The following is a 20,448-nucleotide window of genomic DNA, read 5'->3' as shown; positions in this document are numbered from 1 at the left end:
TTGCCTTTTTATTTTGCGTTTACTTCTCTCTTTTATTATACAATTCTTCCTATCCTTCTTTTCCTGTCCCCATCTTTTTCTCCTTCTCTTTTACATTTTATTTACTGAAGTATCTCATCCCCGTCAGCATACGCTTTACGTTAGTGCATTACTGTCTTACAACCTTCCAAACCATCACATAAACAGGTTACATAGATGAACCGTTAAAAAATCCTTTTCCGTATCTGGAAATTCCAAATCAGTCTGATTCAGCATGTTTGTCAGAAAATCCAATGCACTGCCATAAACTGGCTCCTGCTTCACTGTCTCTAAAATCTGGCCGTCCAGCGGCTTTTCCTCCTTTCCCTCTAAGATCCTCTGCCCGGCCATGGCCAGATGCGTAATAAACATAGCAGCCCTGTCACTGTCTGCCTCCGGTTTTTGATTAATCAGCAGCTTCACCACTGTTTTCGAATAATCAGAAATGCTCTGTGTTATGACACCGTTGCTTAAAAGAATCTCGAGACGCTGATTTAAGGATTCCTCCAGATTCATAATACTCCTCCTTCTTAATATACAATATTTTGTACATTGATATAAAATATTTCTGCTATACTCTTTTTGACGGCTATATGCCAATCAATTGCGTTACGGCTATTCGTACACCTGAACGCTGAATTATTTGCTACCACCATCAAAGGCAAACTCGCAGTTTGGCTGTTGGTTATATGGTATAAATATCACGTTGTTACTTATATTGTATAGATACCGCGGCTGTAATCCTCGCGATATCTATACTACGGCTAACCAGTTGCATTACCAATAAAACAATATCCTGACATACTGATGCAGGATATTCGTATCCACTGAAATTATTTCTTTTACATCAGAAAAATGGCTCCCGCCTCTTCTCTCTGACCTCAGAAAGAATTCCCAGTACGCGTTCCACACTTATATATTTTTTAAGCAGTGCCTTCAATGCTTCGTCACCTGTTTTTATCACCAGGACAGCAGTCGAAAAAGAATTATTATAGTCTGTTTCAGCCAACGAAACCACTTTGAGCCTGTCGTGATGATTTTCCAACACGTCGTCATAGTTCCATACACCAGCATCTATGGTACCATCTATCAGAGCGCCAATCGTCTGCTGTGTCCTGATCGGTATCAATGTTATCTTTTTTCCCTTGACGATATTATCCGTAATCCTGCTTTGGTCAAGGGACTTGCTGTCGTATGCAACCTTCATTCCATCACAGATACCATCTTTTGATTCATCAGCCAATAAGAGCACGTGTTTTGAAAGAAAACTACCCTGTCCGAAATCAAAGGCTATCTCTATCTTCTTGCCGCTGCTTATGGATTGTTCCGCTGCATAGCGGGAACAAATGGCAAACTGATAGGTTCCCGACTCCACAAGTTCAATTCTTCCAACTGCACCCCTCGCATAAGCCATATTAAAGTTAAGTTCATCCAGTTCCGAGTAAATAGCTGTAGCAAATCCCTCATAAGTTAAAGAATATGGCAGCGGCATGATACCCAACAGCTCTTTTCTCATACAGTTTTCCTGTAATTTGCGGTAATTCAGCTTCTCTATATAGGTTCCCTGATGCCCATGATGCTCAAGCACCACTGCACCACACTCTTTTAAATATGTAAACGCATTCTGAACAGTCCCCCTGGACACTCCAAACTTTTCCTGATACTCGGAGATAGGCTGTATTCTGTCACCCGTATTCTTGGACAGTAAGTCCAACGCCAGCAGACTTTTGGCTAATCCTGTTTTTTGATATAAAATGCTCTTTCCAACTTCATATCCCATCTAAATACCTGCTTTTTTGTTGTCATCGTCAACATTCAATATTTTGTACATTCATACAATATCACATTCGCCAAACAATGTCAACAATAATCCCATTACATCTTTGTTTTTTCACAGCATATCCACTAATTTTGTTTAGTTAATTGGAATTATATTAAACTGATCATCTTCCTCAGAAGGCCGTTACTGAATTTGGGGTTAAAGATTCTTTCAAATATAGCCAAAATAATCATTCAGAACACAAAGCATTCTGCGTAAAACCAGAATATTTAAGACTGGGTCATTATCTCTTCCCTATGCTTCAAACATAATACATTAATCGTATTAAATAATCGGTAAAACGCAGCATTATAAAAAACCATGCATAAATTATTAAAAAGCTATAGTGGCAGGGGCTGATGGTTAATAACGATAATTTTATTAAAAACCAACCTCATCAAGATGGACTGAAAAAATTAACTCCAGATAACTAATAAAAGCTTCTATCTTTATTGGGTTTTATGAAATAATGGCAGACTGTTCGATCTTAAATTCTATAAACTATTCAGAAATGGGCATAGAATTGGGCATAACTATTGCTGAATATAATAATTCCAACCTAACTCAAATATTTATTTTCACTATAAACAAACTCATTCTTTTTCGTCTTTATACACACCATTTTTTAAAAAACAGCTTCTGGTAAACACCATTCCTCTTATCGTGGCCAGAATACACTCCTGCTCTTTAACAGAAAGCTTTCCAGACTCTTCAAGGATTAATTCCGGACGGTTCTTCTCCTGATCTCTTTCTATGGACTGCAATCCTACACCCTCCGCCTTTGGCTTTTGACTTGATAAATCTTTTTTATGTTTTATAAATACATGCTATCATGTTTCAATCACATTGTCAAGACGTTTATCCGTCTTATCAATACATTTATGTCTTGACAAATCATTTTTACCGTGTTAAGATTAGTTATCAGGATTTTTAGTACATTGTTTATACATGATTAATTACTGTTACTGACCTCTATTACGGTACTCACATTGTATTTTCAACACATGCGTTACTGTATACATAAACTACCATGGTTGATAAGCTTCCCATTTGTGTTTAACCTGTACCTCCAAAGTAATCGTAATCACATGCGCCTGACATGTAACATGTATTCCCGTTTAACAAAATCTACGAGAATTCCCCCAGCCTCCATAGGTGGGAGATGAATCGAAAAAAAACTTAGCGGCAGTGGCGGGCAGATATCCCCCACTGACATGAGGTCAAAACAATCCGGGCAACCGAATAAAATGGTAGCATAGCTACCATGTCATTCTGGGTTTTGTATTCTGGACTCAGAATGTGGATTGAAATTTTTGAATCGTTGGAAATTGCACTGTACATTATTCATATCACAGATAAAGTCTGAACGAAACCAATAAGTACAGGATTCACAGAATTTTATGAAGTGTTTTATTAATCTAAATTAAATGGCGGATTGGCGCATGTCCTACCATCTTATCGATTATGGCGCAGCGCCTACGCGGAATGGAGTATCAAATGGGAATAGGTGCCCGTCTCAAACAGGCCCGCAGTTCAAAAGGGTATACACAGAATTCTCTTGCTGATGCAATTGGTGTCTCCCGCGGTGTCATCACAAACATTGAACACGAAAAAGCAGAACCACAAATGCTCGTCATTCGGGGAATCTGTTACGAACTGGGAATTAACAGCTCGTGGCTTCTTCAGGGTGAAGGCCCCATGGAATCAGAAAAAGACGCGGAAAGAAGTGCTCATCTTCTTGCCGAGATCTATCATTTATCTACCTTACTTTCAAAAGAAGAACAGGATTATGTCCTTGATATGATTAAGACCTTTCAGAAACACAAAGAAAGTCTCCGTAACAACAACGATATGCCAAAAGAAACGGAGCCACAGTAATCTGCATTATTTTTATTTCTTATTTATCTTTGCATACTATCTCTTATTCACTACAGTTTTTAAGAAAAGCAGAGCTGCCGGCCGGCAGCTCTACTATAAAAGCTATATTCCTTTTTATATTAATTCCTAAGGCCATACTCTTGCCCAACTGTTACAGGCAGCTGCAGCTCTGTTACAAAACGTGTAGTATCGTTTGTCATTCCCGCATCCACTAACGTAATTTCAATAGAATTTCCGGCCAGTTCATAGCCTCTAACTTTCATTTCAGACAAAAGTTTTTCATAGTAGACTGATGACTGCGTATGCGTCCCACAATACCTAAGTATTAGGTATCTTCCGCCCGGAATATCCACTGCCTCTCCGTCATAGACATCTCCAGGTTCCAGCACAACAAATATGGAGCAAAACTCATCGAATTTATGTGACATCACATGACGCATTGAAATGGACACGCCCACCTTCCCCAAAAACATGGCAGCCTCCAATTGTGTCTTCCGTTCCAGCTGGCGGATAGAATATTCCAGATCATCCGTGGCCGGAATTCCCGTCCGCAGCATAGCCAGCTTTCTGTCCGGCAGAGTAACCTCCTCCACCTGGTTATATATGGTATACAGTGCATCATGGAGCTGTGAGAGACGTTCACTGATCTTGTGCTCTATGCGTTCCAATTCTCTGCGTTTTACAAGAACCTCCTGCTGCTGCTCTTTCAGAATCTCCATCATCTGACCGATATCCTTATTTTCAAAAAAACGCATAATTTTAGCCAGGGGCATATCCAGTGCTCTTAGATATTTAATTGTATTAAGGCGCTCAAACTGCCCGGTAGAATAGTAACGGTATCCCGTCATGGGGTCCGTATGCTCCGGACGGATCAATCCTATTTCATCGTAATAACGCAGCGTTTTCGCATTAATACCGAACAGCTTCGCCATCTCGCCGATAGTAAATAATTTATTCATGGGACTGCCCCTTTACTCCATACATTTTCTCAATCATAGCATACCGTTTTTTCAATGTCCAGCCTCTTAGCTGTCGCCCTCATCGATCATAATCTATTTCGTTACAGTTCACTCCCCACCAGGGGCACCGCAGTCCGGTTTGGCCGGGCAGGCTTCCTCAGCCTTTCCTGTGACTTTGCAGGGTATTAGAAGTTCTTAACGCGCAAAATTTTTCGTTCAGGTGAAATTCCCACTTGTCTGAGCGCAGCGAGTTTGGGAATTTCACCTTGTTTTTTAAAAAATTCTGCGCGTTTAGAATTTCTTATGCCCGAAACCGGAACTGGAAAGGCTGAGGAAGCCTGCCCGGCCAAACCGGACTGCGGTGCCCCTGGTGGAGAGTGAACTGTAACTCTATTTCTCCATTTTTTTGCCTAATACATAAGTAACTCCAAAGGCAACCGTTACTGCAAGGCCCATGACTACCATAGCCCAAATCAAATTAGCTGAAGTACCATCAGGATTGATATACGCCGGTATAGAGATAAAACCTGGCGTAGAGATTACATACTGGGTCATCCCCACCAATCCGGCCAATAGTCCGCCGATTCCGCCTCCAACCATGGCGCCGATTAAAGGATACTTCTTAGTAAACAACACTCCGTAGACCCCTGGCTCAGTAATTCCACACAGCGCAGTAATCCCTGCGCCAGTAGCCACACTTCTGTCATTAATGTCCTTTGCAATCAGCGCAGCCGCCAGACAGGCTCCCCCTACGGCAACATTAGCCGGAGCCATGCCGGTACAGATCAGCGGATCAGATCCAACCTCTGCCAACAGAGCAAATACAATAGGATAAGTCGCATTATTCATACCAAAGAAAACCATCAACGGCGTCGTTATACCGATAATCATAACAGCAACCGGCGGAGCCGCACGATAGATGGCAAATACACCGTTTGCCAGCCATGTTCCCATCAGATTACCAATAGGGCCTAACACAATTAAAGTCACAGGCACTGTGATCAGCATAGTAATCAGCGGTACAAAGATAGTTCGCAGATACACGGGAACTACCTTAGAAAGGAAGCGGTATACGACTGCCATAAAAAGCACGCCCAATATTACCGGAAATACTGTAGAATTATAACTAATCTGCTGAATAGGAATACCAAGGAAATTAAGCCCCTCTGCATTGTTAATAGTGGAGAACAGCAGTATTGCCCCCAAAAAGGCCCCTAGAAAGCCATTGGACTTCAGTCGGTTTGCTGCAGAAAAGCCTATGAAGACTGGCAGGAAGTAAAATGTCGCCTGGTTAATCGCATAGATAACTGTATAAGTCCCCGACTCTGTGGATACTCCAAAGAATGCGGTCAGCAGCGTCAATACGGCCCCGGTAAGACCGCCAGCTATTAACACGGGAATAACAGGTGAAAAGGTTCCACCAATAAAAGACATAATGGTATTCATTACATTTCCCTTTTTCGCTTCCGTATCCTGCTTTAATGCAGCGGCGTCTGTAACTTCTCCGTCAGTCTTAAGCCCCTCATGTTTAATAAATTCTGCATACAAATTTGGAACATCCTGACCGATGACAAACTGATATTCACCATTTTGTACTACCAGGTTCAGAACTCCCAGTATTTTTCCTGCTTCCTCTCTGTCTAATTTGCTTCCGTCTAAAAGCTGTACGCGCAAACGAGTCATACAGTGACTAATGCGGGAGATGTTATTTTCACCACCGCACACCGCGATGATCGAGTTACAGATTTCCGCATAATTCTTTTTAACCATGTTGGTACCCCCTCTTATTGTTTATTCTGCCTTATTTTTAGCAAAATTACGCCACTGTGACATATCCGTTCCCCATTCCTGACCGTTAGAGTGTATTAATGTGGAATACCAGTCAAACGAGTCCTTTTTAATCCGTTTCATATCCCTTAAGTCATCGTCGGTCCTGTTTACAAAGACCAGACCATAACGCTTTGCCATGCCGTTTCCAGTGCTGAGAAGATCGGTAAAGGACCATGGATTAAATCCGAATACCTCTACCCCATCCTGTATCGCCAGACCTACATTATAAACATACTCTCTAAGATAATCAATACGGGCCTGATCATGGATCTTACCATCTTCTCCCAGCTCTTCATGAGCACCATAGCCCGCTTCCGTTATAACCATCGGCAGGTGGTAGTGATCCCACAGGTAACGCAGTGAATAGCGCATGCAGACTGGATCAATATGCCAGTCCCAATCCGTCACTTCTACGTAAGGATTTCTGGCCAGCGCATATTCACCTGGCAAGTTAGGATATACGAATTCCCCTTTGATACCGGATTTATTAAGACCGATTTCCTGCTTATAGCTGTCATCGGGGGCCATTCCCACATCAGATCGGTAGCAGTTAACCGCGATAAAATCGATTTTCGCCTGGGCTATTAATTCCATATCGCCAGGCCGAATATCCGGATCGATATCATTAACCTTCCAGTAATTTTTTACAAAACTGCTGTACTCGCGGAATACATATAAGTCATCCCAGATTTTCTGCGTCAGTTCCTCCGCATTCATGGCACCTATCTGATCCTCCGGCCGGCAGGAATAAGGATAAATCGGCACGTATCCAGGTACTGGACCGATTTTTCCATCTTCAACCAGCTCATGGCAGGCGACAACGGCTTTGGAGTGACACAAATTCATAATGTGGTTTATCTGCCACTTTTCCTTAAACCAGTCTGTGCAGCCCTTGGATACACCTAACCAGTCACCATAGACAATCTGCATATTCTGTTCATTAATAGAAAGCCAGTATTTTACACGGTCCCCGAAGTTCTCAAAGCAGACACGGCAATAGTAATCGAATTCATCAATAATAGCCCGATTATGCCATCCACCATACTTTTCATCTACCCAGCATGGCATATCATAGTGATACAATGTGATAATCGGAGTAATCCCTGCCTCCAGCAATTCATTGATCAGGTTATTATAAAATGCGATTCCCATGGGATTTACCTCACGGTCAGCCGCTGGAATTACACGGGACCAGGAAATCGAAAAACGGTAGCTGGTAAAGCCACACTCCTTCATCAACGCTACATCCTCTTTATAATGGTGGTAGTGATCAGATGCTACCGAGTTATCTGCATAAGGTTTCTTGGTTTGAGAATTCAAATCAATAATCGCGGGAGTACGGCCATCTTCAGCGGTTGCCCCCTCTACCTGCCATGCTGCGCTGGATGCTCCCCATAAGAATCCTTCCGGAAATACCGGGTTCTTTGAATACTTCATAAAATATGTCTCCTTTCAAAATTCGATTTTTGCTTTTTACGTTTGGTTCATATAAACAGTGTACCAAAGAAGCGAAAACGATGGGGTTCAACATTTGAATCCACATTTTGTGAAAAACACTACATTTATGGAAAGTCGAATAAGAATTTATTGTGAATATCGATGACAGAATAAAAAACCTGTGATATGATTTGGCTATGAATACAGATAAAATCCAAAACAAATTCAGTTTAAGTTATTTTAATTTAATGACGTCTTTATTGGCAGTCCTAAATTCCAATGAAGATGATGATACGAACCTGGTGTTGGCAAGATATTTACTGGAACATTTTCATGAATTGAAAAACCTGAGTATCTATGATGTGGCGGAGGAATGCTATGTTTCCCGAAGCAGTATTCAACGATTTGCCAAACTGATCGGTTACGAAAGCTTTACTGCCATGAAACAGAATGCACCAATTACCCGACAGCACATGGATGCCTTTGTTCAGTATGCCTGCCATCCGGAATTCGACCAGTATCTTCGTATTTCCATGGATGATATGATGCAGGATATCAATGAGATGTTCCTGGCCCAGAATCTCGAAGTGCTGGTAAAACGCATCCACGACAGTGAACAGGTCGTTATCCTGGCTGCGGATCTGTCTAGTTATCCAGCGAAGGTACTGCAGCAGGGACTGGCTGCGATCGGTAAACTGATTCGTATTGTTACAGATGCCTATCCTGATACTGCTCTCCTGCAAAATCTAAAGCCTGAAGACCTGGTTATTGTTACCTCAACCACCGGCAATTACGCCATAGCTACGCTCTCCGACCTGCAGAACGTCCACGCCTGCAAAGTGCTGATTACCCTTAATCATTCCGAAAAATTTGAGTCCTGCTATGACAATGTGATTTATCTCAGTCACAAATTTCATTCCAGTGACCGCATTACCGAGGGCATTCAAAATGTATACACCCGATACGGCGTAAGTTATTTCTTTGACCTGTTGTTTAATCTCTATATTGAGAAAGTTAATACTCTGCCCTCTTCCCATCCCCACTCTATTTTGATAAAATAGATCCAGAATAATAAAAATAAAAGAAAGAAGGTACTAATATTATGAAAGATCCAAATTGCGCATACTGTATGCAGGGAGAACTGGTCGCAAAATTTGGTTATCCTGTCTGCGAGATGGAAACCGGCGTTTTATATTTATTCAAGGAACAGAGCAAACGCGGCAGAGTTATTCTCGCGTATAAAGAACACGTCAGTGAATTGATCGATATCAGCGATGATGAACGCAGCGCATTTTTTGCTGACGTTGCCAAGGTCTCCAAGGCTGTACACAAGGTATTTAATCCTGACAAAGTGAACTATGGTGCTTACGGAGATACTGGCTGCCATCTTCATATGCACATCGTGCCCAAATACAATGGCGGGGATGAATGGGGCGGAACATTTGCCATGAATCCAGACAAGGTGTATTTAACTGATGAAGAGTATGAAGACATGGCTGTTGCGATTCGCGCCGCATTATAATTGATAAACCAAAAAGGAAGTGTGGAATCCATGTTAGATGACATCAGAAAGCAGGCGGCCGATGCCGCTGCAGAATTATTGGAAGCCGCTCATTTAAAAGAACACGATCTTGTCGTTATCGGTTGTTCTTCCAGTGAAATTGCAGAATACTGCATCGGCTCTCACTCCAGCGAGGAGATCGGCGAAGCAGTATACACCGCTATTTATCAGATCATGTCTTCTCACGGCATTGACATAGCTGCCCAGTGCTGTGAACACCTAAACCGGGCTCTGGTCCTGGAAGCAGAAGCTGCCGCACGCTATGGATATGAACCAGTGAATGTAGTTCCTCAATTAAAGGCCGGCGGCTCTTTTGCCACTGCGGCGTACCATACTTTACAGCATCCGGTGGCAGTGGAACATATCCAGGCAGCCGCCGGCATTGATATCGGAGATACTCTGATCGGCATGCATTTAAAAGCCGTTGCGGTTCCCGTGCGCATCGCCACCAAATACGTAGGTGCCGCCCGCGTTGTCTGCGCGCGAACCAGGCCTAAATTTATTGGCGGAGAGCGGGCCCATTACAATCCTGAACTAATGTAAGATACCGCAAGGCTAAGAAAATAACAGCCGTTTATTGAAAGCGAGGCAGCATATGGATACTGAATTTATAAACTTGACGACAGAGAACCTTGCCAATGAGCATTTATGCTGTATTATCCGCAGTAAAAAACCCCATCCCGGTGTTGAGGCAAAGCGCCAATGGCTTTCAGACCGGCTGAATGAAGGTCATGTTTTTAGAAAGTTAGATGCAAAGGCTACAGTTTTTATCGAATATGCGCCTCTTGAAACAGCATGGGTTCCTATAAATGGGGACAACTATCTGTATCTTTATTGCTTATGGGTTACTGGCAGTTACAAAGGAAAAGGATATGGGAAAGTTCTGATGGAATATTGTCTGGCTGATGCCAAGGAAAAAGGAAAATCCGGTATTTGCATGTTAGGGGCGAAAAAACAAAAATCCTGGCTTTCCAACCAGGCATTTGCAAAAAAATTCGGCTTCGAAGTTGTCGATACTACCGACAATGGATACGAGCTGCTTGCTCTTTCTTTGGATGGGACAACTCCAAGATTTGCACCAAATGTCAAAACCCCTGGAATCGAAAGTAAAGAGCTGACCATTTATTATGATTTGCAATGTCCCTATATTCATCAAAATATCGAGATGATTAAGCAGCATTGTGAAGAGAGTAAGATTCCCGTATCTTTTATTCAAGTAGATACGCTCCAAAAAGCAAAGGAACTTCCTTGTGTATTCAATAACTGGGGTGTGTTTTATAATGGTAATTTTGAAACAGTAAACCTGCTGGATATCAACTATTTAATGAGAATACTAAAAAAATAACAAATGATCCAGTATGTCAAAAAGGATCCCGCCACATTGTCTGACAAGTGGCGGAACCCTTTCCGATATTTCTTGAATATTTAATTCTTTGTAGATTTCTGATTTTCTGTTATTTCCAATTACTCTTCCATGGTTGCGTACATGAAGTACCAGTAACCATATGGAGAATGCCATGTTCCCTTTAACTTCGGATTCTGCAGATAGAAATCACTTGAATAAACAAGCGGAGAAACAGCTGCATCTTCCATGATCAGGTTCTCTGCAGCATGAAGCTTCTCATAGTGTTCTGCCTTATCAGCAGTAGAACGCGCTTCTTCAAGCAGCTTGTCAACTTCCGGATTGGAATACTTTCCATCGTTGTTTCCGCTTGTGCTTGCAAGTAAGTTCAGCATATTAGAAGGATCATCATAGTCGTATACCCAGCCTCCGCGGCAGATTTCAAAATCACCGGCACGGCGAGTTGGTGTGAAGGTAGACCACTCTACAATCTTAATGTCCATGGTTATGCCAAGGTCTTTCCAGGCACTCTGCAAATATTCGGCAACCGGTTTGTTATATCCTGCATCATTGGTCATATATTCAATGATCGGGAAGCCTTCTCCATTCGGATATCCTGCTTCAGCAAGGAGTTCCTTTGCTTTTGCCAGATCAGCCTCATAGTCGCTTACATTAAAGAAATCCCCGCCGTTATTCGCACGTGTTACTTCTTCAAAGGAGGAACCAGCTTCTACATCAGAGATGCCAGGGCCTACGAAGTTGGTCGCCGGGGCAACGGTACCGATCATCAGTGTATTAGCTACATACTCACGGTCAACAGCAAGGCTCAGGGCCATACGCACTTTTGCATTATCAAATGGCGCCTTCTGTGTGTTAAAGATCGTATAAGAGGTAGCAAGACGAGGATCCAGATGGTAATCCGGGCTATCCTGCAGACTTGGAATCTCCTCAGTCGGAATATCCTTAATCATCTGTACTTCGCCAGTCTGATAAGCACTGTAAGCCGCGTTGGAATCTTCCATCAGAACGAACTTTAAGGAATTTAAGGTAACTTTGTCAGCATTCCAGTAATTTTCATTTTTTGCAAAAGTCATATGAGATCCTGGCACCCACTCGATCATCTTTAACGGTCCGTTGGATACATAGGTCTCAGGAGCCAGAGCCCACTGATCACCATTAGCATCTACGACATCCTTTTTAACAGGAGCCATGCTTGCGTGGGTGATGATTTTGTCAAAGTAAACACAAGGGCTGGCTAATTCTACAACCAGAGTCTTTGCGTCAGGTGCGGACACTGCCAAAGCGTCGATGTCTCCGGCCGCAGCTTCTTCATAACCCTTTACCATAGACAGCATGTCTGCCGCATACGGAGCCGCCGTCATCGGATCGGCCAGACGCTTCCAGGAATAAACAAAGTCTTCCGCTGTAAAATCGGAGCCATCGCTCCACTTTAATCCATCACGAAGATGGAATGTATAAGTAAGTCCGTCATCGCTCACATCAAAGGATTCCGCCTGTCCAGGAACAATATCATTGTTCTCATCAAAGGTAAGAAGCGTCTCAAATGCGTGCAGAATGATATTAGATGCATCAATTGCCGTGTTTAACGCCGGATCTACAGTCTCCGGATCAGGTCCAACCTGAACTGCAAGATCAAGTCCGCCGGTGGTTGTAGTTGTGGTCGATGTATTATTACCTGTTGTTTCCTTTGCCGCATTGCCGGATCCGCCGCACGCGGTCAGAACCATACCGGAAGCCAGAACAGCAGCTAATACAAGTGCCATTTTTTTCATGTTACTTTCCCTCCATATCTTTTCTCTTTGTCTGTCTGTGACAGACAGCGCAGATTATAGCATACCATACATTTAAGTTTCTTGCAATCCGTAAAATCCTTTCATTTTTTGGAAGATTCGTGGAAATATTAAAAAATAGAGCAATTAAAAAGCCGGGAAACTGAATTTCTCTGCTTCCCGGCTTTTTCCTACAATTAACGGTATGCCGTCTGTACTGCTTTTAAAAGTACCTTTGGATCCTTTACATATGGTGTAACAGGACAGATCGTCTTGTCCACGTCCATCAAAGTATATACAGCGATTCTGGCTGCACGCACGGAGTACTCTTCTGTAAATACCATGTCATCCGGAATCTCTACGAACTGACTGATCATGGCGAAGTTAGTAGAGCCCTCCGGTACCACGTTCGGACGGTCGGTCATCTTACGCGGCTGGAACTGGGCATCTACATAAGGCATCATACATGGAATAACATTGACCACATCGGCCATGATCTCATCGATATGGTCCTCCATATGCAGATGATGAAGAAGTTCTGTCAGCATTTCTTCCCCCGTACAGTCCTTCATCGGTTTCTTCACATAATCGCCCACATGATCCGTATACAGGCCATAACCCCAGAATATCGTCTCATCCATTGGCTGATTAATAAAGTGTGGCTGCGCTGCTATAACTATGCTCATCAGCCAATTAGAGTCTTTAAATGTCATCAGGGCGCCGCTTCCCGGTACGTTGCCGGTTAAATCCTCGATCATTTTTAACAGCTTATTACCACGGCTTGTCACAGTAAAGCTCTCCCAGTTTGTCTCATGTACGTCTCCAAAGAACGGTTCCGGATTTCCCAGTCCTGGCTTTTTCATCGTCACCTTGCTCCAGAGTTCACCCGAAATAGGCTTTAATTCCGGTTCCGGAGCAGGTGTATGGAGATCACCCAAAGTTGCACTGTCTGTCATACAGGCATTAGTCATAATACAGATATCACCCGCTTGGATTTCAACAGTTTTCTCTTCTCCGTTATCATCCAGATGCAGTGTTTTTGCAGTAATTCCGTCTCCATCTGCAAAATCAATATCTGTCACCGTACAGTTTTCGATAAAATTAACACCCTTATCTCTCAAATATGTTTCCAGTGGCTTAATTACACTGTCATACTGGTTTAACGGGGTTCTCGTCACGCCTTCCAGCGTCTCAATTCTCGAAAACTCCAGAATCATCCGGCGCATATAACGGCGGAATTCAAACAGACTGCTCCATTTCTGGAAAGCAAAGGTCGTCTGCCACATATACCAGAAATTCGTAGTAAAGAAATGAGGCATGTCCGCAAACCACTGCTCGATTGTCATATCATCCAGTTTATCTTCCGGTGTGTTCATCAGTTTCAGCAAGGCCATTCGCTCTTCCTGAGTGAATCCCATGCTTCTCACATCAAGAATGTTTCCATCCTTATCCACCAGCCGGGCCTTTGCATGTGTAGGATGAGCGTGATCGAAATTCAATATCTCCTCAGTCACACTTCTGTCAGGATTATTGAGTGATGGGATTGAGCCAAATAACTCCCAGAAATTCTCATACGTCTCTTCGTTTAACATTCTGCCGCCGCGGCATACAAATCCGCCTTCCGGAGTACCGATTCCATCATTGCTGCCGCCGAGAATATGCATTCCCTCATAGATTGTGATCTGCTCTGCCGGGAACTTACAGTCACGGATTAAATACGCCGCGCCTGCCATGCTTCCGAGTCCGCCGCCAACAAAATAGGCGTTCTTTCCCTCATAGCTGCGGTTCTCCATAACCTGATCCGATACGTTATCTACTTTCTCTTCCTGTTTCTTTTTAGAATTATCATACGCTTTTTTTGCCGCTACACCGGCTGCCGCTGCTGCCGCGCCCCAGACAATCGCTTTTCCCAGTCCATTTTTTTTCTTCATATCCGTTTCCTTTCTTACCTCGTCAATCGGTTACTGTTCATAGCCTAATATTAGCATACTTCATCTGGCCTGTCACCATACATGAAATTTTTAATGTCAAAAAAACGACACCGTCAATACGGTGTCGCAAAACCAGACATTTTTTCTATTTTGTCTATCGATAAATCGATTCTCATCTTCTACAATAGAGTCAGATTACCGCATTCAATTACAGAGTCATATTAGTCAGGGGGGATTGTCATGTATGCAAACATGCAGGAACATCTAAGAGAATCCGTGTTCAAAACGGCGCTCTTCCATTTTTTAAGAAACAGCAAAAAATCACCGGAACGGACGGCCCGCAACATCGAGGAACTTTTAAACAAGTTCAATACTTCCCCGTGTGAGTGCCGCATGAAATACGATGAACTGCTCCAGCTGATTAAGACTTCCTCAATGGAAGATTGCATTAGTTATATCATGGATAAGATTTCTTAAATAATACCCTGGCTTCGGATATAACCGATCCGCTCTGTATCCTTGGCCAGGCTCCTTAAGTGTTCCGCCACAACTTCCGGTTTTATTCTCATTCCACTCTGGGTCCAGGAAACGATGACTCCGCAAATACCATACGCATAAAACTCGGCATCGAACTCCCGTTCCATATCATTTAAATGATTATTCTCATCCAATCTGGCAATGGCCTCTGAAAACAGGGCTTTGGCCATCTCAAATAAATAACTCTCAAATGTGTGTTCCTGCTCTTTCAGTGTATTTACATAAAACCACTTTTCTTTTTCCATAATCTGAAGCATCTCCAGAATTTTCTGATCCCAGTTATCGAAGGTAATATCCTCTGTGATCTTAGAAAAGTTCTCGTTATAATAGATCCAGCTGAGCAGTTCATATTTATCCTGAAAATGATAATAAAACGTCTGACGGTTCAATCCGCATACTGCGGTAATATCCGCGATCGATATCTTATCAAACGGCTTTTCCCTGCAAACCTGTTTCAGCGCTGCGGCAATCGCTTTTTTTGTAATGAGTGAATCTGACATATTACCCCCTGTTACGTGTAAAATAGTTGCTTAAATCTGCAAACTGTTTCAGTGTCAGCGCCTCACCGCGTATCTGAGGAGTGACACCCAGACTCTCTATGGCATCTGCGATCTCATCTTTGGCAAAAGGCAGTTCCGGCGAATTATTCAGCCCATTCTGCAGCGTTTTACGCCTTTGATTAAAGGACGCACGTATGAGCTTAAACATCAGCCTCGGATCATCCACTTCTACCGGTGGTTCTTTATGCCTTGTCAGCCTGATTACTGCTGATCCAACCCCCGGTCTCGGAATAAAACAGTTGGGCGGCACATTTGCCACAATATAGGCGTCAGCATAGTACTGCACCGCCAGCGACAACGCTCCATAGTCCTTGGATCCCGGCCCTACCTGCATACGTTCCGCCACTTCTTTCTGAACCATGACGGTAATATTGTCGATGGGAACCCCTCCTTCGAAGAGCCCCATAATAATTGGTGTCGTAATATAATATGGAAGATTGGCAACCACCTTAATCGGCCGTCCACCATTATATTCCTCTGTCAGTTTATTTATGTCAACCTTTAAGATATCGTCGTTGATTATGGTGATGTTCTCATACTCCTTCAGTGTCTCCTGAAGAATTGGAATCAGATTCTTATCGATCTCCACCGCTACAACGCTTCTGGCATGTTCCGCCAGATACTGCGTCATAGTCCCGATTCCCGGTCCAATCTCCAGCACGCAGTCGTCCTCCGTCACACCCGCAGCCGCTATAATCTTCTCCAGCACATGGGTATCGATCAGGAAATTCTGGCCGAATTTTTTCTGAAATGCAAATTCATATTTCTGTATGATCTCTATCGTCTTTTGGGGGTTTCCCAGTGTCGCCATTCGCGCCCTCCATTAAAGCCTGTACATTGTTTTCGCGTTTCTGTTTGTGATTTCTATTACCTCGTCCACCGATATCTCTTTTAAGCGGGCCACTTCCTCCACCACATATGGGAGATTCAGCGATGAGTTGCGTTTACCACGGTTTGGAACAGGCGATAGGTAGGGGCAGTCTGTCTCTAAAACCATCTGCTCCATCGGCATATATTCCACTACTTCCTTCAGCTTCTTTGCGTTTTTGAAGGTTACGACTCCGCCGATTCCCAGATAGAAACCCATATTTAAGTATTCCCGCGCCATCTCCTTCGTATAGGAGAAGCAGTGAATCACTCCGCCGAGATTCTCTGCATGAAATGACTTCATAATATCCAGCGTATCTTTCGCAGCATCGCGGCTGTGAATTACCACTGGAAGCTTTACTTCCCGAGCCAGCTCCAGCTGACGAAGAAACCACTTTTTCTGAACCTCCCGCCCCGGCTCATCCCAGTAATAATCGAGACCAATCTCACCGACAGCCACGATTTTCGGCAGAGCGGAATTTTCTTTCAGCCAGGCAATACCATCCTCATTCAGTTCGTCGACCTCATTGGGATGGACGCCTATAGCGCCATAGACAAACGGATACTTCTTTGTCAGTTCAATCGTATTTTGTGAGCTAGCAAGGCTGGCCCCAATATTAGTAACCGCTTCCACTCCATATGCCTGCATGGAAGCAAGGAGTTCCTCCCGGTCCTCGTCAAACTGCTCATCGTCATAATGAGCATGTGTATCAAATATCATCATTTTCTTCCCTCATATCTCTAAACCCAGTTCCGCCCGCGCTGACACAACGAGCCTGTCACCTGACAACCAGGAGCTGAATCAGATATAATACCATTATATGGACCGGATAAAACCAATAAAAAAAATATTTTAAATTTATCCGTCCTCTCGTACCATTATACATGCTGATTGGAATAAATGCCAGCACTGCCGCTCCAAAAAAGCTGATGCTTTCCAGCCCCGCCATAAGTCCGCCCGCAAGCACCTGATACCGTTTATTTCTCCGGAATTCATATAGAATAACAATCATCAGTATACCGCTGATATCATAATCGCATCTCAGCAGATAAGCCGCCGCACATCCAGCCGCCATTACTAACATTTTCTTAACCGCGTCATACTCCCAGCGCCGGTATCCAACCAGGACCACCAGGCCAATAAAAAGTGTGATATAAACGTTCTGATATGCCGGATAAAACCAGGTACCAAAGAATGCCAGATCAAATGGAATCTCCGAGATCAGACTGAACAGAAGCAGACGGCTCCCGTATTTTTTCACATTATGTGTGTGAAGAAATCCTTCCACCAGCAGGAAGCAGAAAATCGGAAAGGCAGCTCTTCCAATGATGCGCAGCCCCATATCCAGGTAATAGAGGCGGCTAAGCAACTCATTTCCTTCCATCACTACCATGTTCATATTAAGATATGGTTCCACAATTCCCGCTCCGATATGATCAATAAGCATGGTAACAATCGCAACCATCTTAAGTGTATTTCCCGAAATTCCACCTGACTGTTCGCCGGCTCCATATTTTGCTGAAGTCTGCTCCATCCATACTCCTTTCATAGACTACTGGGGCCGGATTCCCGGAACCCAGCCCCAACTTTCTACTCTATTAACAGATTTCTGCTCCCGCAGGCATCGTTTTTTCCGGTACCATAAGGGATAAATTGCCTTCCGCGTCCTCTGCACACAAAAGCATGCCCTCAGACAGCACTCCCGCCAGCTTCGCAGGCTTTAAGTTTACGACTACCATAACCTTCTTTCCTACCATCTCTTCCGGAGTATAGTGCGCTTTAATTCCGCTCACAATCTGCTTTACCTGGCTTCCGATACGAACCTGGGAACAAAGAAGCTTCTTCGACTTTGCCACTGCCTCACAAGCGATTATTTCACCTACCTGAAACTGCAGCTTCGCAAAGTCATCATAGGTAATCTCCGGCTTTGCCTCAATATCGATAACCTCATGAGCGTCCGCTCCCGTCTCTTCACCAGCGCCTTCCTGTGCGGTTCCAACAGCCGAGGCAGCCTGCATGGCCTCTACTTTCTCCATTACCTCTTTGATATCCATACGGGCAAAGAGGATTTCCGGTTTATCTGTCACATGATTTCCACATGGGTAAAATCCAAACTGATCCATCTGCTCCAGACTGCGTTTCTCAGTATGAAGCTGCTCCAGAATCTTTGCGGAAGTATCCGGCATAAAGGATTCCAGCAGAGATGCTCCAATAGTAATGGCCTCTGTCAGATTATAGAGCACGGTCTCTAAACGGCCCTTTTTCGCTTCATCTTTCGCCAGAACCCAGGGTGTCGTCTCATCAATATATTTATTGCTTCTCCTGAATATGTTAAAGATTTCCGTAATGGCATCCGCCACACGAAGCTTCTCCATCTTTTCGCGGGCCTTTTTCACTTCGTCCAGCACGACTGCTTTTAAATCGTCGTCTACCGCCTCCGTATCGCCTGCATTGTTGACCACTCCGCCAAAGTATTTATTAGACATGGAAATTGTACGGTTGACCAGATTTCCAAGGATATTAGCCAGATCAGAATTCATACGCTCTACCATCAACTCCCAGGAGATCACGCCATCATTGTCAAATGGCATCTCATGAAGAACAAAATACCTTACGGCATCCACGCCGAAGAAATCTACCAGAGTGTCTGCATAGAGGACATTTCCTTTGGATTTACTCATCTTACCGTCGCCCTGAAGCAGCCACGGATGGCCAAATACCTGCTTCGGAAGCGGCAGGTCAAGAGCCATTAAGAAGATCGGCCAGTAAATAGTGTGGAAGCGAATGATATCCTTTCCAATCAGATGAAGGTCTGCTGGCCAGAGTTTCGCAAACTGCGCACTGCTGTTTCCATCACAGTCATATCCAATTCCAGTTATATAGTTAGTCAGAGCGTCAAGCCATACATAGGTTACGTGCTTCGGGTCGAAGGTCACCGGAATTCCCCAGCTAAATGTCGTTCTGGATACACAAAGATCCTGAAGTCCTGGAAGGAGGAAATTGTTCATCATCTCATTCTTCCTGGATACTGGCTGAATAAACTCCGGATGCTCATTGATATGATTAATCAGGCGGTCTGCGTACTTACTCATACGGAAGAAATACGCATCCTCCTTCGCCGGCTTAACTTCACGGCCACAGTCCGGACATTTGCCGTCAACCAACTGGGATTCCGTAAAAAAAGATTCACACGGAGTACAGTAAAGTCCCTCATAATAGCCTTTATAAATATCCCCCTGATCATACAGCTTTTTGAAAATTTTCTGTACCTGGGCCTCATGATCCTTATCCGTTGTACGAATAAACTTATCATAGGAAGTGTTCATCAGATCCCAGATCGTCTTGATCTGCCCTGCGGCATGATCTACGAATTCCTGTGGTGTTATACCTGCTGCCTCGGCTTTTTCCTCTATCTTCTGACCATGCTCATCTGTTCCTGTCTGGAAAAATACATCATACCCTTCGGCTCTCTTAAACCGGGCAATCGCATCCGCAAGCACTGCCTCATACGTATTACCGATGTGTGGTTTTCCCGACGCATAGGCAATGGCAGTGGTAATATAATATGGTTCTTTCTTACAATCTTTACACATTGTTTTTCCCTCCTGTACATTTTATAACTAACTGCATTTCATTACTGAAAAGAATAAAGTGTCCGGCAAGCGTTTTTATTTCATGGGACCTGTTTTTTTGTGAAATAAAAAACCGCCTGTAAATATCCTTTCAGGACACTTAAAGACGGAATATTTCCCGTGTTACCACTTTAATTTATCCGTCTCTCACGACACGGACCTCTTAGGCTGCGCTCCCGTCTAAAACGGGGATTACAGTCTGACACGATAACGGGTGTGACCGTCAAAGCTTAAAGGCGGTAACCGCCACTTCGGCTCTGCTGCTCCAAGACCATGTTGGGAAGGA

The 20,448-nt window shown here is 43.7% G+C and carries 19 protein-coding genes and 1 other annotated feature (1 of these 20 only partly in view); of the genes, 6 read left to right on the top strand and 13 right to left on the bottom strand.

The features are described from left to right. Positions 1-174 precede the first annotated feature (174 nt). The 3 genes from H8S75_RS22205 to H8S75_RS22195 all read right to left on the bottom strand — a co-directional run bounded on the left by H8S75_RS22205 (position 175) and on the right by H8S75_RS22195 (position 2,601). Positions 175-534: a PRD domain-containing protein gene (locus tag H8S75_RS22205; RefSeq protein WP_187023414.1), complete on the bottom strand. Its 360-nt coding sequence runs from the start codon at positions 532-534 to the stop codon at positions 175-177. A 331-nt stretch (positions 535-865) separates the two neighbouring features. Beyond that, on the bottom strand, positions 866-1,798 hold the full coding sequence (gene yhfZ, locus H8S75_RS22200) for a GntR family transcriptional regulator YhfZ (protein WP_187023413.1): 933 nt from the start codon (positions 1,796-1,798) through the stop codon (positions 866-868). Between the two features lie 632 nt (positions 1,799-2,430). Then, positions 2,431-2,601, bottom strand: coding sequence for a hypothetical protein (locus H8S75_RS22195; RefSeq protein ID WP_002605653.1), 171 nt, complete (start codon positions 2,599-2,601; stop codon positions 2,431-2,433). A gap of 733 nt (positions 2,602-3,334) precedes the next feature. Here H8S75_RS22195 and H8S75_RS22190 point away from each other — a divergent pair. Continuing rightward, a complete protein-coding gene (locus H8S75_RS22190; RefSeq protein ID WP_187023412.1) occupies positions 3,335-3,715 on the top strand; it encodes a helix-turn-helix domain-containing protein in 381 nt (126 codons plus the stop codon). Positions 3,716-3,834: 119 nt separating this feature from the next. On the opposite strand, the gene H8S75_RS22185 is transcribed toward H8S75_RS22190, so the two are convergent. From H8S75_RS22185 to H8S75_RS22175, 3 genes are all read right to left on the bottom strand, one after another. Next, entirely contained in the window at positions 3,835-4,674 is an 840-nt protein-coding gene (locus tag H8S75_RS22185) for a MerR family transcriptional regulator (protein ID WP_187023411.1), read from the bottom strand. Between the two features lie 390 nt (positions 4,675-5,064). Further along, the gene (locus tag H8S75_RS22180) at positions 5,065-6,444 is read right to left on the bottom strand and encodes a PTS transporter subunit EIIC (RefSeq protein WP_187023410.1); all 1,380 of its coding nucleotides are present in this window, start codon (positions 6,442-6,444) and stop codon (positions 5,065-5,067) included. A 21-nt stretch (positions 6,445-6,465) separates the two neighbouring features. After that, complete coding sequence (locus H8S75_RS22175) at positions 6,466-7,941, bottom strand: glycoside hydrolase family 1 protein (protein WP_025531956.1); 1,476 nt, start codon at positions 7,939-7,941, stop codon at positions 6,466-6,468. A gap of 260 nt (positions 7,942-8,201) precedes the next feature. Between H8S75_RS22175 and H8S75_RS22170 the strand changes: the two genes are divergently transcribed. From H8S75_RS22170 to H8S75_RS22155, 4 genes are read left to right on the top strand one after another with little or no spacing between them, the layout of a single operon-like run. Beyond that, on the top strand, positions 8,202-9,002 hold the full coding sequence (locus tag H8S75_RS22170; protein WP_187023409.1) for a MurR/RpiR family transcriptional regulator: 801 nt from the start codon (positions 8,202-8,204) through the stop codon (positions 9,000-9,002). A 41-nt stretch (positions 9,003-9,043) separates the two neighbouring features. Further along, entirely contained in the window at positions 9,044-9,463 is a 420-nt protein-coding gene (locus H8S75_RS22165) for an HIT family protein (RefSeq protein WP_002605659.1), read from the top strand. Positions 9,464-9,493: 30 nt separating this feature from the next. Continuing rightward, a complete protein-coding gene (locus H8S75_RS22160; protein ID WP_207729195.1) occupies positions 9,494-10,045 on the top strand; it encodes a TIGR01440 family protein in 552 nt (183 codons plus the stop codon). A gap of 52 nt (positions 10,046-10,097) precedes the next feature. Further along, positions 10,098-10,847 carry a GNAT family N-acetyltransferase gene (locus H8S75_RS22155; protein WP_187023408.1) on the top strand — a complete coding sequence of 250 codons (750 nt, stop codon included), beginning with the start codon at positions 10,098-10,100 and terminating at the stop codon, positions 10,845-10,847. Between the two features lie 119 nt (positions 10,848-10,966). Here the strand turns inward: H8S75_RS22155 and H8S75_RS22150 are convergent, their stop codons facing one another. Beyond that, positions 10,967-12,637, bottom strand: coding sequence for a peptide ABC transporter substrate-binding protein (locus tag H8S75_RS22150; RefSeq protein WP_002605662.1), 1,671 nt, complete (start codon positions 12,635-12,637; stop codon positions 10,967-10,969). 194 nt (positions 12,638-12,831) lie between these two features. Beyond that, positions 12,832-14,565 (bottom strand): oleate hydratase, encoded by a 1,734-nt coding sequence (locus H8S75_RS22145; RefSeq protein ID WP_055659886.1) that lies wholly within the window; start codon positions 14,563-14,565, stop codon positions 12,832-12,834. A 240-nt stretch (positions 14,566-14,805) separates the two neighbouring features. On the opposite strand from H8S75_RS22145, the gene H8S75_RS22140 reads away from it, so the two are divergent. Continuing rightward, positions 14,806-15,042, top strand: coding sequence for a hypothetical protein (locus H8S75_RS22140; RefSeq protein ID WP_187023407.1), 237 nt, complete (start codon positions 14,806-14,808; stop codon positions 15,040-15,042). On the opposite strand, the gene dhaS is transcribed toward H8S75_RS22140, so the two are convergent. From dhaS to metG, 5 genes are all read right to left on the bottom strand, one after another. Then, complete coding sequence (dhaS, locus tag H8S75_RS22135; RefSeq protein ID WP_187023406.1) at positions 15,039-15,602, bottom strand: dihydroxyacetone kinase transcriptional activator DhaS; 564 nt, start codon at positions 15,600-15,602, stop codon at positions 15,039-15,041. The genes H8S75_RS22140 and dhaS overlap by 4 nt on opposite strands. Before the next feature lies 1 nt (position 15,603). Then, positions 15,604-16,473, bottom strand: coding sequence for a 16S rRNA (adenine(1518)-N(6)/adenine(1519)-N(6))-dimethyltransferase RsmA (gene rsmA / locus H8S75_RS22130; protein ID WP_187023405.1), 870 nt, complete (start codon positions 16,471-16,473; stop codon positions 15,604-15,606). A gap of 12 nt (positions 16,474-16,485) precedes the next feature. After that, the gene (locus H8S75_RS22125) at positions 16,486-17,250 is read right to left on the bottom strand and encodes a TatD family hydrolase (protein ID WP_187023444.1); all 765 of its coding nucleotides are present in this window, start codon (positions 17,248-17,250) and stop codon (positions 16,486-16,488) included. Between the two features lie 58 nt (positions 17,251-17,308). Beyond that, positions 17,309-18,064: a TraX family protein gene (locus tag H8S75_RS22120; RefSeq protein ID WP_187023404.1), complete on the bottom strand. Its 756-nt coding sequence runs from the start codon at positions 18,062-18,064 to the stop codon at positions 17,309-17,311. A 64-nt stretch (positions 18,065-18,128) separates the two neighbouring features. Further along, positions 18,129-20,123, bottom strand: a complete 1,995-nt coding sequence (gene metG, locus H8S75_RS22115) for a methionine--tRNA ligase (protein WP_187023403.1) — start codon at positions 20,121-20,123, stop codon at positions 18,129-18,131. A gap of 138 nt (positions 20,124-20,261) precedes the next feature. Next, positions 20,262-20,448, bottom strand: a binding site (T-box leader) (it continues 77 nt past the right edge of the window).

The organism is Hungatella hominis (assembly GCF_014288005.1).
GTDB lineage: Bacteria > Bacillota > Clostridia > Lachnospirales > Lachnospiraceae > Hungatella > Hungatella effluvii.
This window is presented reverse-complemented; position numbering and strand designations above follow the sequence as displayed.